Source organism: Arthrobacter sp. 05N429 (assembly GCF_056397045.1).
In genome coordinates this window covers 103,121-119,135 of the sequence record NZ_JBFTMQ010000009.1, presented here as the reverse complement: position 1 = coordinate 119,135, position 16,015 = coordinate 103,121, and the positions used below count along the sequence as shown (strand labels likewise).

Here is a 16,015-nt window from a genome sequence, read left to right as displayed (position 1 = left end):
ACGATCCCCGCGCCCTGGTGCGAAGCCCACCACATCACCTACTGGTCCCGCGGCGGAACCACCGGCACCGACAACGGAACCCTGCTCTGCTCACACCACCACCACCTGATCCACAAAGAACAATGGACCATCCAACTCCGCACCGGCATCCCCTGGTTCATCCCACCCCCACACATCGACCCACGCCAAAAACCCCGGCGCAACTACTACTTCCACCCCACCGACCTCAGCCACGCCGCCTGAACCAGGCTGTCGAAGAAGCTGCCCACAACAGACGGTGGTCACAGGGGTCGTTGGCAGATCTAGGGATCCGATTATCTCGATCATGGAGATAACATCGGATTGTGAAGGATGGGACGCCGGAGGACCCCGGCAGCACTACGGACAGCTCTCGGCAGAATGCCCCGGTGCAAGCCAACGCGCCTGAAGTCTTCGTCCCTGCGGTGAATGCCGCGGATCTGAAGTCAGCGCAGCTTCAGCCGCAGCACCCCAGCCCAAACGACTCCCAGCCCCATCACCCCACACGAGCTGGCACCGAGCCCGCGGGTCTGAGCTCGGCACTCCTGGATTGGAGCGGCGCCTTCACTGCTGGCGCGCTGATCGTGGTTCCGCTCTGGCTGCTGCTCGGCAACAGCGCCGTCCTCGGCGGCCATCCAGCGTTGCCTATCCTGCTCGCGGCCGCTCTCGCACTGGGTCTGCTCTGGATGTTTGCACTCGTCAGACGCTCGACATTGCTCGAACGCTGGAACCCGAACAAGGCGCGGAACGCGACAATGCATCACCAAACACGGCGCCGTGTTTCACGCTGGCAACTGGTCCGCGGACTCGGAGCCCGGCTGGCCGCCTTGGGCCTCGTCGCGGGGCTCGCATGGCTCAATCCGTTCCCCCACCAGCCCAGCGGTGCCGACGGCCAAACCAAGGGGACCACCATCGAAGACGCCACCACCATCACCCTCGCCCCGGAAGGGAAGGCCACCGCGGGCCTCATCTTCTATCCCGGGGCGCGGGTTGATGCCCATGCCTATCGGGACATCCTGGGCCCGCTCGCCAACGCAGGGTACCTCGTCGTCATCCTGAAAGTACCGCTGGGCATCGCCCTGCTGGACACGAACCAGGCCCAGGGAGCGATGGACCGGCATCCCGGGATTACCACTTGGGCTGTTGGCGGCCACTCCCTCGGCGGAGTGAGCGCAGCCGCCTTCGCAAAATCGAACCAGGACGTGGCCGGACTCCTACTTTTCGCCTCGTTCCCCGCGGACAGCATGACGGGTTCCGGCCAACTTTCGGCGCTGTCCATCTCCGGATCGAATGACGGACTCACCACTCCGGACCAGATCACGGCGTCGAAGTCCCTGCTCCCGCCGGCCACCGTCTACGCAACGGTGGAGGGCGGCGTCCACGCCTTCTTCGGAGACTACGGTGAGCAACCCGGGGACGGCGAGCCGGGCATCTCCCGCGAACGGGCGCAACATCAGATCACCGGGGAGTCGGTCCGCTTTCTGGACCGGCTTGTGGCGGCGGGCTGACAGCCGCTACTTAAAACCCGGCCGCTGACGGCAGGACTCTGCCACGATTGAAGCATCCGCAATCGCACTGCGAACGAGGAGGCCCCGCATGCTCAACCGTTTCTACGTCAACCCGATCCTGCCTGCCCAAGACGGGGACCGAGCCCGAAGGTTCTACCGTGATGTCCTAGGCCTGGACCTGCTGACCGGCCCGACCGACGACCCCATGGTCTTCGGCGCAGCGGAGGGCTCGAGCGTTGCCCTGAGCGAAATGCCCGACCGCACTCCACCGCCGTACCCCATGATCAGTTTCATGGTCACCGGCATCGAGGAGCTCGTCGAGGCGCTCAAAGCCCGGGGCGTCACTTTCCAGCCGCTCGGCCCTGCCAGCTTCGCCGGAGTGGAGGGAAAAGCCAGCGGGGACGTCATGGACTTCGGTCAGGCGAAATCAGCATTCCTGAAAGACTCCGAAGGCAACGTGATCGCGCTCAACGAATTCACCGGCTGAGCTCCTGAGAGTCGCCGCACACAGCAGTGCAGCACCAGCGCAACTTTCGGAACCAGCCGCTACCGTCCCGCGGCGTACCCCTGTGCTCCCCGGGGATTAGCCGCGGCCTGCAGAACCCCCGTCGAAGGATCCCGCACGACGGCGGAAAGGCGGCCCAGCGTCCAGCCGCCCGCCCTGGTAACAACATGACCGCGGCGCTCAAGTCCCGCAATCACGTCCTCACCGAGCCGGTCCTCGACGACGGCGCCGCCGGGCTCCCAGGTGCGCGGCCAGAATGATCCAGGCATCGACGTCGTATGGAACGTTGGTGCGTCGATGGCCTGCTGCGGCGAGTAGCCGCCAACGATCGTGCGGAGCAGGTACGGCAGTTGCCACTGATCCTGCTGGTCCCCGCCCGGCGAACCGAGTGCTGTCAAAGCATGGCCGCCCCGCAGCACGAGGGTCGGCGTCAGCGTCGTGCGCGGCCGCTTGCCGGGCGTCAGCGTCGAGGGTGTGCCCGGCTCCAGCCAGGTCATCTGCAGCCGGGTGCCGAGGCAGAAGCCCAGTTCCGGGATGGTGGGCGAGGACTGCAGCCAGCCACCCGACGGCGTGGCCGAGACCATGTTGCCCCAGCGGTCCACGACGTCGATATGGCAGGTGTCGCCCCGGGTCTCCCCACTCGGCGCCACGGTCGGTTCGCCCACCCCGAGCCCCACGGCCCCGGCGGAGCCGGAGCCCGCCCCCGCGAGCACAGGCAGTGTGTACTGGGTCCGCAAAGGCGGCAGATACGGCTCATACCCGGGCACTATGCCGGGCCGGAAGTCGTGCGATGCCCGCTCCCCGATCAGCGCCCGGCGTCCGGCGCAGTACTCAGCGGAGAGGAGATACTCCAGCGGAACATCCGTGTCACCGTAGTACGCTTCCCGGTCCGCGAGCGCCAGCTTCTGGGCTTCGAGAATGGTGTGCACGCCGCGCTCGGTGGACGGATCCAGATACCGGTCATCGAACCCCTCGAGGATGGCGAGCGTCTGAAGCAGCGCCGGACCCTGCCCCCAGGGCCCTGTCTTCGCGATGGTGTGCCCCCGGAACTCCACTGTGGCGGCAGCCTCGTAGCCTGCCTCGAACCCGGCAAGGTCCTCCAGTTCAAGGACACCCCGATGATCCGTTCCGGAGGAATGCCGGTGCGGTGCTTGAACAGACTCCACCATGGCTTTGGCCACGAAACCTTCGCGCCATTCCCGGCGAGCGGCGTCGATCCGGGCATTGCGGGCGTGCCCACCTGAGCCGTTGCCGGAGCGCTCTCCGCGGCCATGCTCGCGGGAGCCGCTCCCCGGGGACCCGCCCGGGGCCTCGCCGGGAGTCGCATCCGAAGACCCCGCAGACCCGGCAGCCCCGGCGTCGACCAGCCGCTGCAGCGTCCGGGCGTAGGCCGGATTCCGGACCAGCTCCCCCTCGGCCGGGATCCGTCCGCCGGGCATCCACAGTTCGGCCGACGTGGGCCAGTGCGTCTGGAACAGCTCGGCCACGGCCGCGATGGTCGTCCCGACCCTGCCCAGCATCGGGTGCCCGTCGCGGGCGTAGCCGATCGCGAATTCCAGCACGTCGCCCAGTTCCCAGGTCCCGTGGTCACGCAACAGCAGGAGCCAGGCGTCGACGGCGGCGGGAACCGCGGCGGCCAGCGCGCCGGAGCCGGGCACCAGTTCCAGGCCTTCGGCGAGGTAGTGCTCCACCGTGGCTCCGGCGGGGGCAGGACCCTGGCCCATGAGGACCACAGGCGTGCCGGGCTCTGCCGCGGTGACGAAGACGCCTGTCATGTCCCCGCCGGGACCGTTCAGGTGCGGCTCGACGACGTGCAGCACGAAGGCCCCCGCCGTTGCGGCGTCGAACGCGTTGCCGCCGCGTTCCAGCACGGCCTGGGCGGCCGCCGTCGCAAGCCAGTGTGTGGAGGCGCTCATCCCAAAGGTGCCCTGGAGCGTGGGGCGGGTGGTGAAAGCATCGGGGCGGGTGAACTCCACCGGGGACTCCGGCGCGGACTCCCCCGTGGCGGTGCGCGGTGAAGCCAGGGAACCGGTGCCGATGTCAGCCAAACAGGGCCGCCACGCGGGTCAGGGTCTCGTACACGCCGTACCCCAGGGGCACTCCCACGAGCGCCCAGGCGATCACCAGCTTCCCGGTCGACGGGTTTACAGGTGTCGGGTTCACAGTTGTCTGCGCAGTACTCATCTCAGGCCTCCATGGCAGGTTCTTCGGAGCGGACACGGTCGGGGCGCGGTTCGTGGAACCGGGCATCGACCGGTTTGACCAGCAGGTTGGCGACGAAACCGATCACCAGCAGCCCCACCATGGTCAGCAGGGCGGGCTGGTAGGACGCCGCGGTCAACTGGCCGGGCTTGCCCTGGGCGTCGAGGAACGCGTTGACGATCAATGGCCCGGCAATGCCGGCCGCGGACCACGCCGTCAGGAGCCGGCCGTGGATCGCCCCGACCTGGAACGTGCCGAACAGGTCGCGCAGGTAGGCCGGGACGGTCGCGAAGCCGCCGCCGTAGAAGGAGATGATGACGAACGCGAGCGCCACGTAGAGGAAGGTGCTGGTGGAGCCGGCCAGCGCCAGCACCGTGTAGAGCACGGCGCCGACCCCGAGGTACATCATGTAGATGCGCTTGCGGCCGGTCACATCCGACGTCGCGGACCAGGCGAAGCGGCCGGACATGTTGCCGATCGAGAGCAGCCCCACGAAGCCGGCGGCGACGGCGGCGCTCACCAGGGAGACGCCGTCGGACTGGCGGAAGAAGTCCTGGATCATCGGTGCGGCCTGTTCCAGGATGCCGATGCCTGCTGTCACGTTGCAGAAGAGGGCGATCCAGACGAGCCAGAACTGCCTGGTCTTCACGGCATTCCGGGCTGACACGTTATCCGTGGTGACGAGCGTGGCGGCCTTCACCCTGGCCGGGTCGAAGCCGGCCGGCTTCCACCCATCGGCCGGGACCTTGATGGTGAACGCGCCGAACAGCATGTACGCGAGGTACACCACGGCGAGCGTCAGGAAGAGCTTGCCGACGGAGTCGCCGCTGGCCACCCAGCCCTTGGCGCCGGAGTTGGGGTCGTACATTTTCAGCAGCGCCGTGGAGACGGGGCTGGCAATCAGGGCACCGCCGCCGAAGCCCATGATGGCCATGCCGGTGGCGAGGCCCGGGCGGTCGGGGAACCACTTGATCAGGGTGGAGACCGGCGAGATGTAGCCGATGCCCAGGCCGATGCCGCCGACGAAGCCGTAACCGAGATAGACCAGCCACAACTGCCCGCTGAAGATCCCGAGCGAGCCGATCAGGAAGCCGCTGGCCCAGAACACGGCCGAGGTGAACATCGCCTTGCGGGGACCGTTCTTATCCACCCAGGTGCCCATGATCGCGGCAGAAAGGCCCAGCATCACGATCGCGATCGAGAAGATCACACCGATTTCGGTCAGGCTGGCGCCGAAGTGCTTCACCAGCGCTGTCTTGTAGACACTCGTGGCGTAAGCCTGGCCGATGCACAAGTGCACGGCGAGCGCTGCGGGCGGCACCAGCCACCGGTTGAATCCCGGCGGGGCGATCGTTCGGTCACGGTCCAGCCAGCCCATAAGTGCTCCCCTTGCTTGTCGAAGACGTCGGTGTCCCTGCGGCATAGAGGCGAAGGACCCGCGATTGGGCCGTTGCCTCCGGCAATCATGGTGCAGATCGACAGCAAACGTACTACTTCTGCGACGAACGGTAGGAAATGCGCGATGAGCGGTCGCTTTGGGTTCGGCGACCTGCTTTCGGCGGCCTCTTTTGGGCGCTCTTTTTGGGCGCCCCCTACTCCGGGCTACTTTCCGAGGCCTGCCCTCCGGAGCGCTTCGGCCATCGCTGTGTTATCCGGCGCCGGGGCAGGCGTCGACTTCTGCGGTTGCCTGGCGGGTGTCCGCCGCTCAGGTGCCGGCTTCCCGGGCTGCTTCTGCCCGGACTGCTGCCTCGCCGGCGCCTGCGGTGCCGCACGCCCGCCACCCGCGCGGCCGCCGCCCCCGCGTGCCTCGGGGGCCGCCGGTTCGTCGTCGAGCCTCAGCGTCAGGGAGATGCGTTTCCGTTCCGGATCGGCCTCCAGCACCTTGACCCGCACCACCTGGCCGGACTTGACCACGTCGCGGGGATCGGAGACGAAGCGGTTCGCCAGCGCGGAGACGTGCACCAGGCCGTCCTGGTGAACCCCGACGTCGACGAACGCGCCGAAAGCCGCCACATTGGTCACGGTTCCCTCCAGCACCATCCCGGGCCTGAGGTCGGAGATCTTCTCGATGCCCTCCGAGAACGTCGCCGCCGCGAAGGCCGGACGCGGGTCACGGCCGGGCTTCTCCAGCTCGGCGATGATGTCCTGCACCGTGGGCAGGCCGAACGAACCGTCCACGAAGTCCTGCGGATTCAGGGCGGCGTAGCTTCCCGCGGCCGGCGCCTTCCCGCCGGCGGCGGCCTTGATCTTCCGCGCCACCGGGTAGGCCTCGGGGTGCACGCTGGAGGCATCCAGCGGTTCCGCGCCCCCGGTGATCCGCAGGAACCCGGCGCACTGTTCGAACGCCTTCGCGCCGAGCCGCGGCACCTTCTTCAGCTCGCTGCGCTTGTTGAACGGGCCGTGTTCGTTCCGGTAGGCCACGATGTTCTCGCTCAGCAGCGGCCCGACGCCGGCCACACGGCTCAGCAGTGCCGGGGACGCCGTGTTCACGTCCACGCCCACCGCGTTCACGCAGTCCTCGACCACCGCATCGAGGCTGCGGTCGAGCTTGGCGGCGGTGACGTCGTGCTGGTACTGCCCGACGCCGATCGACTTTGGCTCGATCTTCACGAGCTCCGCCAGCGGATCCTGCAGGCGCCGGGCGATGGACACGGCGCCGCGCAGGGACACGTCCATGCCGGGCAGTTCCGCGGCGGCAAGCGCCGAGGCGGAGTACACGGAGGCGCCCGCTTCCGAGACCACAATCTTCTGCGGCTTGGTGTCCTTGGCAGGGTCCGGGCCGGCGGTGAGCTGCTTCAGCAGTTCGGCAGCGAGTTTGTCCGTCTCCCGGGACGCCGTGCCGTTGCCGATCGCGACGAGTTCGACGCCGTGCTTCCGGGCGAGGGTGACGAGGGTCCGCAGCGCCTCGTCCCACTTCCGGGCCGGGGCGTGCGGGTAGACGGTGTCCGTCGCCACCACCTTGCCGGTGCCGTCCACCACCGCGACCTTCACCCCGGTGCGCAGTCCCGGGTCCAAGCCCAGGGTGGCGCGGTTCCCGGCGGGCGCGGCGAGGAGCACGTCCCTCAGGTTGGCGGCGAAGACCCGCACGGCCTCGTCTTCGGCGGCGGCGAACATCCGGCTCCGCAGATCCGCGGTCAGCCGGGCCAGCACCCGCGAGCGCCAGGCGAGCTGCGCGGTCTGCAGCAGCCAGGCGTCGGCGGGCCGGCCGCGGTCGGCGACCCCGAGGAACCGGGCCACGGCGGCTTCATAGCGGCCGCGCGCGGCGGTGAGGGCGGCGTCGTCGTTCGGTTCAGCCTCGGCGAGATCCAGCTCGAGCACGCCATCCTTTTCGCCGCGCAGCAGGGCCAGGACGCGGTGTGAGGGCATCCCCGACGGCTGCTGCGAGAACTCGAAATAGTCCTTGAACTTCTGCCCCTCCGCGTCTTTTCCCTTCTTGACGCGGGAGACCATCCGGCCCTGGGTCCAGAGCCGCTCCCGCAGCGTGGCGGCCAGGTCGGCGTCCTGGGCGACGCGCTCCACCAGGATGGAGCGCGCGCCCGCAAGGGCCGCGGCGGCGTCTCCGATGGCGTGTTCGGCGTTGAGATACTTGGCCGCTTCGCGTTCCGGGTCCAGCTCGGGCCGCTTCAACAGCGCGTCGGCGAGCGGCTCCAGCCCGGCCTCGCGGGCGATCTGCGCCTTGGTCCGCCGCTTGGTCTTGAACGGGAGGTAGATGTCTTCCAGCCGGGACTTCGTGTCGGCGCCGACGATCGCCGCCTGCAGTTCCGGGGTCAGCGCACCCTGGGCGGCGATCGCTTCGAGGACGGTCCGACGGCGGTCCTCCAGCTCGCGCAGGTAGCGCAGCCGCTCCTCGAGCTCGCGGAGCTGGGTGTCATCGAGCGTCCCGGTGGCTTCCTTGCGGTATCTGGCGATGAAGGGCACAGTGGAGCCGGCGTCGAGCAGGTCGACGGCGGCCTTGACCTGCCAGGCCTGCACGCCAAGTTCGGCGGCGATCTGGGCGGCGATGCCGGACTCTTGGGTCTCGGGAGTCTGGGTCTTGGGCGACGGTGTGGAGGCTGACGGGGACGGGCGCTGCGGGAGTTGGGTCACCAAGCCATTTTGCCTTACCGGGGTCAGGGGCCCGGCGCGCCCGAAGGCGGGACAGGCTCCTGCACGTCCTGGAGAACCTCGTTGCGGCGGAGGAACCAGGGTTTGAACGGAGGATCAAAGCGGGCGAACCGCGGTAGGTCCACGGCTGTCAGCCCGGCCAGCACCAGTGCCGCTTGCAGGCCCTCGTTGCGCCGTTCAAAGGCAGCTCCCGACCCGCTCCCCGAGAAACCAAGGGCTGCGGTCAGGGACCCGGGGATGGTCCGGATCTTGACCTCTGGATTTGTCGGGACCGGGGCCGTCTCTGCCGTCAGGCCTGGGGGGAGCACAAAGGCAACCACAAAATCAGCGGTTTCCCCGCTTCCCGGCAGCGGACCGCTCTGGAGCACCGGGGCGGTCATCGCCAGCTTCTGCGAAGGAGCGGGCTCCTGGATCACCGGGGCCGTCATCGCAAGCTTCTGACGTGCAGTGTTGTTTCCGCTGATGTAATTGAACAGGTGGCGGAAGGCTGCATTGCCGGCACGGTCGAACGTCGCGTTGACCTGCACCTCGGCCACGACGTGCGCGGGATAGCGGCGCAACTCGAAATGCGGGTAGCGCTGGACCAGATGGAAGGGCTGCTGTTCGGTCATCGTCTTTCAGACCATACGCCGGGCGTGCGACAGGAACCAGCCCGTTCCACCCAGGGCGCCCGCCGGTTTTGTCAGAGGGCTTTGATAGCTTGAAGTACAGACGGTCGGGCTGCGCTGACCATCCGTCCAAGGCGGACCAGCCTTCAATCCGGCAGTGCATCATCATCGGGGGCACAGTGTTTTTCCTTGAACCGGAAGGCCCGGGGTCCTTACCGGACCTGGTCTTCTCCGCGAGCGACCTCGTCACGGCCGCCGGCTGTGAGTACCAGCTGCTCCGGAAACTCGACGAGAAGCTGGGCCGCTCCCCTAAAGCAGCCTTCGAAGACGATGAGATGCTCAAGCACGCCGCCGTTTTGGGCGACCTCCACGAGCACAGAGTCCTTGACCGCTTCGTCGCGGAGTTCGGCCACTGGGATCCGGCCGCCGGCCGCGGCGTGTACGACGTCGTGCCGGCCGAGGCCATGGACCGCGCCACGTTGCTGGCCAAGCACCGGGAGTCCATCGACGCCCTGCGCTCCGGCGCCGACGTGGTGTTCCAGGCCGCCTTCTTCGACGGCCAGTTCCATGGCCGCTCCGATTTCCTGGTCCGCCAGGCCAACGGGACTTACGCCGTGTTCGACACCAAGCTGGCCCGCCACGCCAAGGTGACGGCCCTGCTCCAACTCGGAGCCTACGGCGACCAGTTGTTGAAGGCGGGTATTGCGCCGGACCCTGCGGTGACCCTGATCCTGGGAGCCACCGTTCCGCTCCCGGGCGGCGGCTTCGATTACGTCAGAAGCCACCACAAGCTTTCGGAGATCCTGCCGGTGTTCCGGGAGCGGCGGGACCGCTTCATGGCGTTGACCTCCTCGCACCTGGCGCAGCCCGGCCCCGTGAAGTGGGATGCTGCCGGAATCACCGCCTGCGGCCGCTGCGATTACTGCCAGGAGCAGGTCGTGGCCACCGATGATCTGCTCCTCGTGGCGCGGATGAACTCGGCCCAGCGCAAGAAACTCCGCGCCGACGGCATCCGCACGGTCCGGGAACTCGCGGAAGCCGCCCTGGTCAATCCCAACGCCTCAATGCTGCGCCTGCAGGACCAGGCCCGGATGCAGAGCGGCATCGGCGCAGCGGACGGTGAAGTTCGCTTCCTCAAGGACGGTGCAGAGCACAACATCCGCTTCGGCGTGATCCCGGAGAACTCGCTCGCCGAGCTGCCCCCGCCCAGTGAGGGCGACATCTTTTTCGACTTCGAGGGCGACCCTCTTTGGCAGGAAAGCGCGACCGGAATCTGGGGGCTGGAGTACCTGTTCGGCGTCATCGAGGCACCGACGGGTCCCGGCGTCGCCGGAGTTTTCAGGCCGTTCTGGGCGCACAGCCGGGAGGCGGAGAAACAGGCGTTCCTCGACTTCCTCGAGTATGTGCAGAAGCGCCGTCAGGACTACCCGGACATGCACGTCTACCACTACGCCGCCTACGAGAAGACGGCGCTCCGGAAGCTTTCCGTGATGCACGTTGCCGGCGAAGAGACTGTGGACCAGTGGCTGCGGGACGGGCTCCTGGTGGATCTGTACCAGACCGTCCGGAACAGCATCCGGATCTCCGAGAATTCCTACAGCATCAAGAAACTCGAGCCGCTCTACATGGGGACGAATCTGCGCTCCGGGGACGTGAAGGACGCCGGCGCCTCGGTGGTTGCCTACGCCCACTACTGCGATGCCCGCGACGACGGCCGGGCCGAGGAAGCCGCCAGCATCCTCGCCGGGATCTCCGACTACAACGAATACGACTGCCTTTCCACGTTGGAGCTCCGGAACTGGCTCCTGGGGCTGGCCCGGGAGCGAGGGATCAAACCACTCGGCGGGGTCGGACTAGGCGGCGGCGCCTCCCCCGCCACAACGACGGCGGCCGGTGCGGAAACAGGCGCCGTCACCGGGTCGAGTGACGCTGACCTGGATCCGCTGGAAGTGGCGCTGGCCGAACTGGCGGCTCCCGGCGTCGGGCTGTCCGAGGATGACCGGAAGGCGGTGTCCATGCTGGCCGCGGCAGTCAGCTATCACCGCCGGGAGCGCAAGGCTTTCTGGTGGGCGCACTTCGACCGTTGCGAGAACGGCCCGGACACGCATCACCAGCAGGACCGCAACGTTTTCCTTGTTGAGGACGCGGAGGTGCTCGGGGACTGGTGGAAGGACGGCGCCAAGCTTCCGGAGCGGAGGGTGAAGCTGATCGGCACGGTCAGCCCGGGCTCGGACCTCCGTGAGGGCAGCACGTGGTTCCGCATGTACGAGCCGCCGCTTCCGTCCGGGCTTGAGGGCACAGGTATCAACGGGACCGGGCGTAACGGCTGGTTCGGCACCGAGGTTCTGGAGCTGGGGCACGAGGATGGCAGGGACACCGTCATCATCCGGGACAAGCTGCGCAAGACCATCGAGCCGTATATCCAGGTGCCCGTCGCGCTGACCGAAGACCAGCCCATCCAGACCAAGGGCCTCGAGGACGCCTTGGCGGCCTTGGCCTCGGGAGTCACCGCGGCGTTGCGGGCCGGGTCCGCCTTCCCGCACCATCCCGCCCTCGATCTGGTCCGCCGGGTTCCGCCACGGCTGGCCTCCGGGGCTCCGCTGCCCCTCCCCGGCGAAGGCCCGGACCGTTTCATCGATGCGATCACGGCGGCCGTCGAGGCCCTGGACCATTCCTACGTTGCGGTCCAAGGTCCTCCCGGGACCGGCAAGACCCATGTGGGGTCGCATGTCATCGCCCGGCTGGTGGCGCTTGGGTGGAAGGTCGGCGTCGTCGGCCAATCCCACGCAGTGGTGGAGAACCTGCTCAAGACGGCCGTGACCAAGGCCGGCGTCGATCCTTCCGTGGTCGCCAAGGAAGTGAAGCACGCGGAGCCCCTCCCATGGGCGCAGCGCTCGGCCAAGGATGTGGCGCGGCTGCTGGGCACGCCCGGCGGCGCGCTCATCGGCGGCACGGCGTGGACCATGACCGGGGCCAACGTCCCGGCCGGATCGCTGGACCTGCTGGTGATCGACGAGGCCGGACAGTTCTCCCTTGCCAACACGCTAGCCGTGGCCCAGGCCAGCAGCCGGCTGCTGCTGCTCGGCGATCCCCAGCAGCTGCCGCAGGTCAGCCAGGGGGCCCATCCCGAACCCGTGGACGAGTCAGCCCTGGGCTGGGTTTCCGCCGGTCATGCCACGCTTCCGCCGGAACTTGGCTATTTCCTGGCCGACTCGTGGCGGATGACCTCGGAGCTGTGCCGGGCCGTATCCGAACTCTCCTATGAGGGCAGGCTGCAATCGGCGCCGGCCGCCGACCTCCGGCGGCTCGAGGGGGTCCCTGCCGGGATCGAGACCGTCCTGGTGGAACACAGCGGCAACATCACGTCGTCTTCCGAGGAGGCTGACGAGGTCGTCCTCCAGGTGAAGCGGCATCTGGGTTTGAGCTGGCATTCGGAGCAGGGTGCGCGTCCGCTGGAAGTGGCGGACATCCTGGTGGTGGCCGCCTACAACGCCCAGGTCAACGTCGTCCGCGATGCGCTCGATGGGTCGGGACTCGCCGGAGTCCGGGTGGGAACGGTGGACAAGTTCCAGGGCCAGGAAGCCGCCGTCGTGATTGTGTCGATGGCGTGCTCGGCGGTGGCCGAGGCGCCCCGCGGCATGGAGTTCCTGCTCTCCCGCAACCGGATCAACGTGGCGGTCTCCCGCGGCCAGTGGCGCGCCGTCGTGGTCCGGGCACCCGAACTGACCAACTACCTCCCCCCGCACCCCGAGGGCCTGGAGCAGTTGGGCGGGTTCATCGGGCTGTGCCAGCGGCCCGTCGCCGCCAGCTAAGCGGGACATGCCCATTCTTCGCCTCCACCACTGGACATGCTCACGCTTGGCACCCGCACCCACGGGACATGCTCAGTCTTAAGCACGAACAGTGGACAGAATGGCATTCTGCCCACTGTTCGTGGCTCCCGCGGGACATGTCCAGCGGTGTGTGGTGCGGGTGCGGCCGGGAGGCGGCCGGTACTAGTTCTGGTACGCCGGGTAGTCCGTGTAGCCCTTGGCGTCGTCGGTGTAGTACGTGGCCGGGTCCGGCTCGTTGGTCGGGAGTCCTTCACGCCAGCGGCGGACCAAGTCCGGGTTTGCGATCGCTGGGCGGCCGACGACGACGGCGTCAGCGTGGCCATCGGCCACCAGGGCCTGGGCTTCCTCGCGGGTGGTGATGACACCGAAGCCTGAGTTCAGCAGGAAGGTTCCGCCGAAGCGGGCGCGCAGGTCCTGGACGAGTTCGCTCGTGGGGTCCTTGTGCAGCACGCTCAGGTAGGCGAGCTGCAGGGGCGCGAGGGCATCCACCAGGACCTTGTAGGTCTCGTTGACATCCGCGGCGTCGAGCTCAACAGCTCCCTGGACGTTGTGTTCCGGCGAGATCCTGATGCCGACCCGGTCCGCGCCGACGGCGTCTGCCACGGCCTGGGCCACTTCAATGACGAAGCGTGCCCGGTTCGCAGGCGAGCCGCCGTAGACGTCGTCGCGCTGGTTGGAGGACGGAGCCAGGAATTCGTGCAGCAAGTAGCCGTTAGCGGAGTGCAGCTCGACGCCGTCGAACCCCGCACCGATCGCGTTGAGGGACGCCGTGACGAACTCCTGGACGATGCCCGGAAGCTCAGTGGTGGACAGGGCGCGGGGCACGGGGAAAGGCTTCTTGCCCTCGTACGTGCGGGTCTGGCCGTCGATCGCGATGGCGCTGGGTGCGACCACTTCGTGGCCACCGTTGGTGTCCTCATGCGTGACGCGTCCGGCGTGCATGACCTGGGCGAAGATGCGGCCCCCCTCGGCGTGCACGGCGGAAGTGACGTTGGCCCAGCCTTTGAGCTGTTCCTCGGTCACCAGGCCGGGCTGGCCCGGGAATCCTTGGCCGGCGCGGCTGGGGTAGGTGCCCTCGCTGACGATCAGTCCGAGCGACGCGCGCTGCCGGTAGTGCTCGACCACGAGGGGGCCGGGGATGCCTTCCCTGCCGGAGCGGACGCGGGTCAGCGGCGCCATCACGAGTCGGTTGGGCAGTTCCAGCTCGCCGAGGGTCATCGGAGAAAACAGCATGCAGTTCCTTTCACAAGACATTGTCTGTATGCGGCAACTGCACGGCGCCTGCAACTATTCCATGTGCGACCCGGATCACTACGGATGGACGATAATCTTCACCGCTGTGTCGTTGTGGTTGATCAGCGTGTCGAAGCCCTTGTCCACCAGATCATCCAGGGCGATTCTCCCCGTAATGAAGGGTTTCAGGTCGACCTTCCCGTCCTGGACGAGCTTGATTGCCGCCGCGTGATCGCCGCAGTAGGCGATGGTGCCGCGCAGGTCGATTTCCTTCAGGACCACTTTTTGCATGTCGACGGTGGCCGGATGTCCCCAGATCGACACGTTGACGACGACGCCGGCCGGCTTCACGACGTCGAGCATGGTGTCCAGCACTGCATTCACGCCGGCACATTCAAAGGCTGCATCGGCCCCCGCTCCTTCGGTCAGTTCCAACACCCGCGCCTTGACGTCGTCGGAGCTGGGATCCAGGACATGATCCGCGACTCCCGAGGAGACCGCCTTGTCCTTCCGGGCTGCCGACAGCTCGGTGACGATTGTGGTCACGCCGAGGCCCTTGAGGACCGCTGCGGTCAGGAGCCCGATGGGGCCTGCCCGCCGACGACGGCGACGTCGCCCGCTTTGACATCGCTGCGTCCGACGGCGTGATAGGCCACCGCGAGGGGTTCGATGAGGGCGGCTTCGTCCAGTGGGATGTCGCCGACGGCGTGGACCCACCGGGTGTCGACGACGATCGTCTCGCTCAGGCCCCCGCCCCCGCCTGACAGGCCGATGAAGCCCAGCTTGGTACAGAGGTTGTAGTGACCGCTGAGGCACGGGCCGCATTCGTTGCAGACAATGTAGGGCTCCACCACCACGCTATCCCCGACGGCGAGCCCGGTCACTCCCTCGCCCAGTTCCTCGACCGTGCCGGAAAATTCGTGTCCCATGGTTACCGGGGCGGCTTCATGGGAAAGCACGTGGGGACTTCCGGGCGGCGGTGTGAAGATGGGGCCTTCGAGGAATTCGTGGAGGTCGGTACCGCAAATTCCGCACCAGGCGACGGCGATTTTCACCGCCCCCGGGCGCAGCTCCGGCACCGGAACATCTTCAATCCGGAGGTCTTCACGGGCGTGGAATCGTGCTGCTTTCATGATGTTTTTCCTTCGCAGTGCGGGCCGCGGATGCACCCGGTCCGGGCGCATCCACGGCAGGTCGTTGGATTGTCAGAGAAAGTGGCCGCCATCCTCAGTGTGGTTCCCGAAGCTGGGCTTGTCACTGCTTTTCGAATCGCTTACTGGGACCTCGATCCACGCTGCCAGCTGGTGAGTGCCCGGACGGAACGCGTCGACCGGGAACTGCGGGGCCTAGACGCGATCTCTGGCACCTGCTGTTTTCTTGGGGTGCCGACTGTTGGACGCTAGGGAGCAGGAGGTGCGACGCCGGGGCAGCCTTGGCCTTGCGGGTTGCGGAGGCAGTCGTCAGCGTAGTTCCGGGTGATGGAGCGCCAGACGCTCACGGTCTGCGGAGGCGAGCTGAATTGCCCTTGGCCGGGGACGGGCAAGGGCGGGCCGCCGTTGACCGAGTAGGTCCCCTGGAAGTGCGTCGTCAGCACCACTGGGAAGTCGCCGGTCTGGGTATAGACGTGGCTGGTGGCGGTCTTTTCGCCCCAGCGCTCCTGCGGGAGGGGGCCGCCGGCGGCAGTCTGCGGCCCAAGCGAGGTACCGTCGCCGTAACTCCAGGTGTACTGGACGGGTTTGGCGACAACATGGACTTTCTGGGCCAGGATGGTGACGTCGAATTGTTGTTCCGCCGCGTCTGCGAAGAAGTTAGTCTCAGCGCCCCTGAGCGTGTGCGGGCTCGGCTGGGCCGTGACAGATCCTGCGGTGACTGGCAGCCGCTGGAACTCCGTTTGGATCATGGCGGCAATTCTGGGAAGCAAATCCTCCGGTCGCGGGTCGAAAAGACACGTGGGTCCCGAGTGAAAGGTCCATGTTGGATTCGGCACTCCCGCCGGCGCTTTCA

Annotated in this window: 11 protein-coding genes and 1 pseudogene; 4 read left to right on the top strand and 8 right to left on the bottom strand. The window is 67.6% G+C overall.

The window, feature by feature from the left end; genetic code table 11:
- From AC1DF4_RS15095 to AC1DF4_RS15085, 3 genes are all read left to right on the top strand, one after another.
- On the top strand, positions 1-243 hold a 243-nt coding region (locus AC1DF4_RS15095; RefSeq protein WP_476913631.1), incomplete at its 5' end, for an HNH endonuclease.
- A gap of 164 nt (positions 244-407) precedes the next feature.
- The gene (locus AC1DF4_RS15090; RefSeq protein ID WP_476913630.1) at positions 408-1,526 is read left to right on the top strand and encodes an alpha/beta hydrolase; all 1,119 of its coding nucleotides are present in this window, start codon (positions 408-410) and stop codon (positions 1,524-1,526) included.
- Positions 1,527-1,614: 88 nt separating this feature from the next.
- The gene (locus AC1DF4_RS15085; RefSeq protein WP_476913629.1) at positions 1,615-2,013 is read left to right on the top strand and encodes a VOC family protein; all 399 of its coding nucleotides are present in this window, start codon (positions 1,615-1,617) and stop codon (positions 2,011-2,013) included.
- A 59-nt stretch (positions 2,014-2,072) separates the two neighbouring features.
- Here AC1DF4_RS15085 and AC1DF4_RS15080 read toward each other — a convergent pair whose 3' ends face one another.
- The 5 genes from AC1DF4_RS15080 to AC1DF4_RS15060 all read right to left on the bottom strand — a co-directional run bounded on the left by AC1DF4_RS15080 (position 2,073) and on the right by AC1DF4_RS15060 (position 8,948).
- Positions 2,073-3,947, bottom strand: coding sequence for a gamma-glutamyltransferase family protein (locus tag AC1DF4_RS15080; protein ID WP_476913643.1), 1,875 nt, complete (start codon positions 3,945-3,947; stop codon positions 2,073-2,075).
- A gap of 124 nt (positions 3,948-4,071) precedes the next feature.
- A complete protein-coding gene (locus AC1DF4_RS15075; RefSeq protein ID WP_476913628.1) occupies positions 4,072-4,215 on the bottom strand; it encodes an MFS transporter small subunit in 144 nt (47 codons plus the stop codon).
- Between the two features lies 1 nt (position 4,216).
- Entirely contained in the window at positions 4,217-5,611 is a 1,395-nt protein-coding gene (locus tag AC1DF4_RS15070) for an OFA family MFS transporter (protein ID WP_476913627.1), read from the bottom strand.
- Between the two features lie 224 nt (positions 5,612-5,835).
- Positions 5,836-8,319, bottom strand: a complete 2,484-nt coding sequence (locus AC1DF4_RS15065; protein ID WP_476913626.1) for a Tex family protein — start codon at positions 8,317-8,319, stop codon at positions 5,836-5,838.
- 23 nt (positions 8,320-8,342) lie between these two features.
- Positions 8,343-8,948: an SOUL family heme-binding protein gene (locus tag AC1DF4_RS15060; RefSeq protein ID WP_476913625.1), complete on the bottom strand. Its 606-nt coding sequence runs from the start codon at positions 8,946-8,948 to the stop codon at positions 8,343-8,345.
- Between the two features lie 176 nt (positions 8,949-9,124).
- Here AC1DF4_RS15060 and AC1DF4_RS15055 point away from each other — a divergent pair, with 176 nt between their 5' ends.
- Complete coding sequence (locus AC1DF4_RS15055; RefSeq protein ID WP_476913624.1) at positions 9,125-12,757, top strand: TM0106 family RecB-like putative nuclease; 3,633 nt, start codon at positions 9,125-9,127, stop codon at positions 12,755-12,757.
- 183 nt (positions 12,758-12,940) lie between these two features.
- On the opposite strand, the gene AC1DF4_RS15050 is transcribed toward AC1DF4_RS15055, so the two are convergent.
- From AC1DF4_RS15050 to AC1DF4_RS15040, 3 genes and pseudogenes are all read right to left on the bottom strand, one after another.
- Positions 12,941-14,011 (bottom strand): alkene reductase, encoded by a 1,071-nt coding sequence (locus tag AC1DF4_RS15050; protein WP_476913623.1) that lies wholly within the window; start codon positions 14,009-14,011, stop codon positions 12,941-12,943.
- Positions 14,012-14,089: 78 nt separating this feature from the next.
- Positions 14,090-15,144: pseudogene (locus AC1DF4_RS15045) on the bottom strand (2,3-butanediol dehydrogenase).
- 266 nt (positions 15,145-15,410) lie between these two features.
- On the bottom strand, positions 15,411-15,911 hold the full coding sequence (locus AC1DF4_RS15040) for a PKD domain-containing protein (protein ID WP_476913622.1): 501 nt from the start codon (positions 15,909-15,911) through the stop codon (positions 15,411-15,413).
- Positions 15,912-16,015 lie beyond the last annotated feature (104 nt).

Coding starts and splice junctions, on each gene's coding strand:
- AC1DF4_RS15085 (WP_476913629.1), top strand. CDS start 1,615: ATGCTCAACCGTTTCTACGTCAACCCGATCCTGCCTGCCCAAGACGGG.
- AC1DF4_RS15080 (WP_476913643.1), bottom strand. CDS start 3,947: ATGAGCGCCTCCACACACTGGCTTGCGACGGCGGCCGCCCAGGCCGTG.
- AC1DF4_RS15040 (WP_476913622.1), bottom strand. CDS start 15,911: ATGATCCAAACGGAGTTCCAGCGGCTGCCAGTCACCGCAGGATCTGTC.
- AC1DF4_RS15060 (WP_476913625.1), bottom strand. CDS start 8,948: ATGACCGAACAGCAGCCCTTCCATCTGGTCCAGCGCTACCCGCATTTC.
- AC1DF4_RS15050 (WP_476913623.1), bottom strand. CDS start 14,011: ATGCTGTTTTCTCCGATGACCCTCGGCGAGCTGGAACTGCCCAACCGA.
- AC1DF4_RS15075 (WP_476913628.1), bottom strand. CDS start 4,215: ATGAGTACTGCGCAGACAACTGTGAACCCGACACCTGTAAACCCGTCG.
- AC1DF4_RS15070 (WP_476913627.1), bottom strand. CDS start 5,611: ATGGGCTGGCTGGACCGTGACCGAACGATCGCCCCGCCGGGATTCAAC.